The following is a 5,495-nucleotide window of genomic DNA, read 5'->3' on the forward strand; positions in this document are numbered from 1 at the left end:
GCCGCTTAAGCGGTCGGGCTCAGAACAAGAAGTGGGCAGATCTCATGGCCACCAACGGGCAGTTCTACTGGCCGCCAGTGGGCAGTTCCGTTGCCGCCTATGGGCAGTTTGGCATGGCCGCTAACACGGGTCTGGTGGAACTGCCTGAGGAGCTTTTCACGGAAGATGTCGTGGTTACCGAGACTGTCTTCCGTAATGAAGCACGGGCATGGTCGGCTCCAGTCGGCACGCCGCTGCCTGGGGAGTTTGGGGGAGCGGGCGCAAGTGTAGACAGTGCGACCTCGCCCACCGATGCGTGGCAGGAGCAGAAGGCGAGCGGAGAGCCTACGCCGTATCGAGTGCAGGAGCCGCTGGCTCGGGGGCAGAGTTTGCCCAGCTGGGGTACACCCAAACCTGATGTCTGGCGGCACCGCCATCGGCGTCAAGATGACCCGGCTATCGCCGCTTCTTGACACCTGCCGTAGAGAGTCAAAGACCCTATCTAGACTTTTACCTTCGGCATGAGGCCGTTCCACTTCCTTGGTAGTGGAACGCTCTGTTATGGGTTTTGAGAATTCTGTGCAGAGTCGACCTTTGGTATTCCAAAAGTCGGGTTCATGATGGTGTTTCATGGAGCGGGTACGGATGTGACTTCCGGTACGTTCGGGTGATGGACATTGGTTACGCGCGCGTCTCGACGGCAAAACAAGATCTCGATCGTCAGCTCGACGCCCTGGGCGCGATCGGAATCCCGTCGGGCCGGATCTATGTCGACAAGAAATCCGGCGCGACGACGAAGCGCCCTGGGCTGACGGCCGCGCTCGACTACGCCCGCGACGGGGACGTCATCGTTGTACACACCCTGGACCGGCTGGGTCGTACCGTGCGCGACACCCTCAACTTGATCTATGAGCTGAAGGAGCGCGGTGTGGGGGTTCGGAACCTGGCTGATCCGATTCGGGTGGACTCGGCCAACCCGGAGGATCCTATGTCGCAACTCGCGGTGGTGATGCTTGCGCTGTTCGGTCAGATGGAACGCACCTATGCGATCGAACGCGCTGCCCATGCACGCGCCGTCGCTGTCAGCAAAGGCCGGCAGATCGGCCGGCCCTCGGTGGTGGACCCGTCCAAGCTCGCCTATGCGGTGCATCTTCGGGACTCCGGCCTGACGATGCCCGAGATCGTGGCTAAGTCCGGCATCACCCGGTCCAGCCTGTACCGGCACCTGCCCCCGCGGCCGGTCGACCAGCTGACCGCGGGGCTCGAGGAGGTCGGCGCGGAGCGCGAGGGATGAAGCGTTGGCCAAAATAGAAAACATAGACACCGATACCGTTTTTGCCCTTCCGGACAGATACGCCGAGTTCCTCGGTGGGCTGAAGTCTCGTGTCAGGGACGCGCAAACCAGGGCGCAGTGCGTGGTCAACACTGAACTGATTGAGCTGTGTTGGGGCCTCGGGAACGAGATTTGCCGACCCGAGCCCGAGCGTGTGCTCTCCGCCCAAGTTTGGGCCGCGATCGAGAGCGCGGATCTCGTCGCTCACGCGGGCGACTGGATCGAGACCGGGTTGCTCGACCAGATGCAGGCCCGCGCCGCCCATCTCGTCGGCGTCTGGGGCAACAACGATCCAGTGAAACTCCGGAAGCGCGGGTGCGAGGCGCGCAGCGATGACCTGTTCCCGGATGCCGAGGTGCTCGTCTTCGGGCACAGCCACATTCCGTGGGACTCGGTGACTCCTGTCGAGATGCGCCTGCTGAACCCCGGCTCACCGACCGACCGACGACGGATGCCGACCTGCACCTATCTGACGGCGGTGGCCGAGGCGGGGGTGTTGCGCGACGTTCGGGTCGTCGACACTAACGATGACTCGACCCGGTGGCGACTAGGGCGTGTCTGACAAATGTATTGCCTGTGTGCTGGGATGCTGGGGAGATGTCGCGATTTCAGGTGCTCTCCGATAGTCAGTGGTCGTTGATAGAGGAGATGCTGCCCCGTCCCACGGGGCGTAAGGGGCGTCCGTTCTCGGACGCCCGGGTGGTGGTCGAGGCGATCATCTACCGGTATCGGACGGGGATCGCGTGGCGGGATCTGCCCGAGGTGTTCGGACCGTGGCAGACGGTGTGGACTTGGCATCACCGGATGGCGAAGGACGGCACCTGGGACACGGTGTTCGCGAAGCTGACGGCTGCCGCAGACGCGGCCGGGCTGGTGGACTGGGCACTGTCGGTGGACTCCACCATCGCGCGTGCGCATCAGCACGCGACGAACACCACTCGCCTCACAGGGGGCTGGATCGAATTACACGAATCCGAGGATCGAGCCGCCTGATCACGGCATCGGCCGCTCCCGTGGCGGCTTGTCGACGAAGATCCATCAGCTCGTCGACGGCAACGGCCTGCCCCTGGTGACTCTGATCACGCCGGGGCAGGCCGGTGACTCACCGATGTTCCTGCCCTTGATGGCTCAGCTGCGCATCGGACGCGACGCCGGTCGGCCCAGGACCCGCCCGGACGCGGTGCGCGCCGACAAGGCCTACTCGTCTCGCGCGATCCGCAGCCACCTGCGCTCGCGCGGAATCAAGTCCGTGATCCCGGAGCCCGACGACCAGAAGGGGCACCGCAAACGGCGCGGATCATGCGGCGGCAGGCCTGTCGCACTCGACAGGGCTGACTACAAGAACAGGAACGTCGTCGAACGCCAGTACTGCCACCTCAAGCAATGGCGAGGACTCGCCACCCGCTATGACAAACACGCAATCGTCTACCGCGCCGCCGTAATCCTGAACGCCGTCCTCGCCTGGACTCGACAATTGTCAGACACGCCCTAGCGGCTGAACAGGCGCGCGAAGAAGCCGGGGGGTGGGGGCGTCGTTCTCGTGTCCGCGGCAGCGCTGGGCACTCGAGACTCCGCGTATGACCTGATCGACGTGCTGACCACAGCCCGCCCGCGTCGTCTTCCCGCACTTCTTGCAGGTAACGGCACGGCAGATTCAGTACTCCTTCGCTGGGTGGATTACTCGTGTTATACCCCAGGGGGTATCTGTTCACGCAAATCGTTACCGCTCAGGGCGACAGATCGGTCTATTGTTAGTGTTTCCAGGCGTCGGCGGGGCCCGCCACCTGGACCGGCAGCGGGGGCTGCCGTGGCGAACGGCCTCCTGGGGGAACAGTGGCACAGAGACAGCGCGTTCAACTGAGCGTATTCGGCCTCGTCATGTCGATGCTGGGGGCGGTGCTCGGTGGCGGATTCGTTTCAGAGGCCGCGCACGCGGCACCATCGGCAGCCGTCTCGCTCAGCCAGACCAGCGGGCCTGTCGGCACCGCCGTGACCGTGACCGGCACCGGGTTTCCGAAGAAGAAGCAGGGAACGCTGACCGACGGGTGGTCGTCGGTGGCGTTCACCACCTCGGCGAGCGGCTGGTTCGCGGTCAGCTGGACCATCCCCAAGACGACGGATGCCCTTGTCGCAGCCACCGCAACCGTCGGCGCCATCTCGAGAACCGCCACCTTCACGGTGACGTTCAGCCCGGTGTCTGTCGAGGTGCCGCCCGCTCCCGCCCCGTCGCCGACCCCCTCGCCGACCCCGGCGCCCGGCACCGCCCCACAGATCAGCGCCTCGCTGCTCCGCTTCGGGATCACAACCCCGGGAGGCGCCGCGGCGTCCGCGGAACTGGACCAGGTCGCATCCGTCGTCGGGGAGGCCCCGTCGATTGTGATGTCGTACAAGGACTTCGCCCAGCCGGCGCCGATCGCCGAGCTCGACGCCGTTGCGGCCCGCGGCGCGACGAGCATCATCACGTGGGAGCCGTGGCGGTGGGGGAACGGCGTGAACCAGCCCGCCTTCGCCTCCGACCGCATTGCCGCTGGCGACTTCGACGCCTACCTCGCCAGCTGGGGAACCGCGCTTGCGGCCTGGGGCAAGCCCGTGACCCTGCGCTACGCGCACGAGGCGAACGGCAACTGGTATCCGTGGGCCGACGCCGCCAACGGCAACTCGCCCGGCGACTACGTGGCGGCCTGGCGGCATGTGCACGACGTCGTTGCGGCGGCCGGTGCCAGCAACGTCAGCTGGCTGTGGAGCCCGAACGTGCCGTACACCGGGTCGACGCCGCTCACCCAGCTCTACCCCGGAGCCGCGTATGTGGATGCGGTCGGTCTTGACGGCTACAACTGGGGCACGTCCGCGTCGTGGAGCACCTGGACGTCGCCGTCCGCTCTGTTCGGACCCGGACTCTCGCAGGTGCGGGTGATCGCGCCGGGTACGCCGATCCTGATCGCGGAGACGGCCTCGGCTGAGGCGGGCGGGTCGAAAGCCGACTGGAACACCGCGCTCGTCAGCTACCTCGCCGCGCAGCCCGACGTGACCGGATTCGTCTGGTTCCACCACAACAAGGAGACCGACTGGCGCATCGACAGCTCCACCGCATCCGCGGCCGCCCTCGGCGCAGCACTCGCGGCGCGGCAGTAGTGCCAGCCCGGATAATGGTGGCGTGACCGATTCCGAGTGGCGCCTCGCGGCAACCGCCCGCTGCCCGTGCCTCAGCGGGCTGCAATACGGCGAGTGCTGCGGCCCCTTTCGCGAAGGCTCGGCGTTTGCGCCGACGGCCGAGCGGCTCATGTGCTCGCGCTACTCCGCCTTCGCTGTCGGCGACTCCGACTACCTGCGCGCGACCTGGCATCCGAAGACCCGGCCGTCCGAGCTCGAGCTCGACCCGGAGCAGCGCTGGTATCGGCTGGAGATCGAGGCGACGAGCCGCGGCGGGATGCTCGACACCGAGGGCACCGTGGAGTTCCGGGCGTACTCCCGCGCCGGCGGGTCCGCGAGCGAACAGCATGAGGTGAGCCGCTCGCGACGCGCCATAATCATTCGACCTACCTTTCTGTTCACACCATGCGCGGCATCGCGAGAAGTCCGGCCCGCGCGGACCTATCCCGGTGGACCCGAGGATGGCCCACATAATAGCCATGACCACCGACAACTTCTATCGCTTGAGGTGCGGGGGGGGGGCGAACTGTGTTTGATAGCGGTGAGCGGGTTCGCAAATTGTGGGTTGCCGCGCATGAGTCGGGTGACGAAGTCCGCCAATGAAGGAGAGCCCCGTGTCAAGCAGCGATGACATCCCGAGCCCTCTGCGCCACTCTGGTGCGGAGTCCATTCCCGTTGCCGACAAGCACACCTAGGAGCATGAGAACCGCGCCCAGAAGCTCCGCGACGCCCTCGTCGCGATCAGCAAAGTCGACGGGGATCAGCCAGACGACGGAGCGCATTAGCCCCTCAGGACTGTTGAGGGGTCAGGTTTTGATTCGGCGCACGGCATGACCGCCACACACCTATTCGGCATGCCTAACACCGACCCGTCGTCCGACCAGCATCGACTCAACGGCAAGTATTAACCTCAATCCACCGGTCGGCTTTGATTCCGTGACGGCGAGTTAAACCGAGAATGCCCCTCTGATCAGGTAAAATAGTTGTTACTTAGACAAACTATTCACCAACCAAGGAGGCATCTCGTAGATGC

The 5,495-nt window shown here is 65.3% G+C and carries 6 protein-coding genes and 1 pseudogene; 6 read left to right on the top strand and 1 reads right to left on the bottom strand.

Going from position 1 to position 5,495, the window contains the following annotated elements; all coding sequences use genetic code 11:
* The 4 genes from QMG61_RS17260 to QMG61_RS17275 form a co-directional block, all read left to right on the top strand.
* A partial coding sequence (locus QMG61_RS17260; RefSeq protein WP_283495570.1) for a hypothetical protein occupies positions 1-452 on the top strand: 452 nt, incomplete at its 5' end.
* Positions 453-649: 197 nt separating this feature from the next.
* Positions 650-1,273, top strand: a complete 624-nt coding sequence (locus QMG61_RS17265; RefSeq protein WP_283495571.1) for a recombinase family protein — start codon at positions 650-652, stop codon at positions 1,271-1,273.
* 121 nt (positions 1,274-1,394) lie between these two features.
* Positions 1,395-1,874 (top strand): metallophosphoesterase family protein, encoded by a 480-nt coding sequence (locus QMG61_RS17270; RefSeq protein ID WP_283495572.1) that lies wholly within the window; start codon positions 1,395-1,397, stop codon positions 1,872-1,874.
* Positions 1,875-1,909: 35 nt separating this feature from the next.
* A protein-coding gene (locus QMG61_RS17275; RefSeq protein WP_283495574.1) for an IS5 family transposase occupies positions 1,910-2,804 on the top strand; the annotation gives its coding sequence in 2 pieces (ribosomal slippage) (positions 1,910-2,260 and positions 2,262-2,804; 894 coding nt in all).
* On the opposite strand, the pseudogene QMG61_RS17570 reads toward QMG61_RS17275, so the two are convergent.
* Positions 2,801-2,966, bottom strand: a pseudogene (locus tag QMG61_RS17570) (DUF8730 family Cys-rich protein). The gene QMG61_RS17275 and the pseudogene QMG61_RS17570 sit on opposite strands and share 4 nt — an antisense overlap.
* A 179-nt stretch (positions 2,967-3,145) precedes the next feature.
* On the opposite strand from QMG61_RS17570, the gene QMG61_RS17280 reads away from it, so the two are divergent.
* Positions 3,146-4,444 (top strand): glycoside hydrolase family 26 protein, encoded by a 1,299-nt coding sequence (locus QMG61_RS17280; RefSeq protein ID WP_283495573.1) that lies wholly within the window; start codon positions 3,146-3,148, stop codon positions 4,442-4,444.
* Between the two features lie 22 nt (positions 4,445-4,466).
* Positions 4,467-5,093, top strand: a complete 627-nt coding sequence (locus tag QMG61_RS17575) for a YchJ family protein (RefSeq protein WP_502847060.1) — start codon at positions 4,467-4,469, stop codon at positions 5,091-5,093.
* Positions 5,094-5,495 lie beyond the last annotated feature (402 nt).

Origin of the sequence: Cryobacterium sp. PH31-AA6, from assembly GCF_030063195.1 — a bacterium.
Lineage (GTDB): Bacteria > Actinomycetota > Actinomycetes > Actinomycetales > Microbacteriaceae > Cryobacterium.

Excerpts from the sequence above, each read along its gene's own strand:
- QMG61_RS17265 (WP_283495571.1), top strand. The coding sequence starts at position 650 with ATGGACATTGGTTACGCGCGCGTCTCGACGGCAAAACAAGATCTCGAT.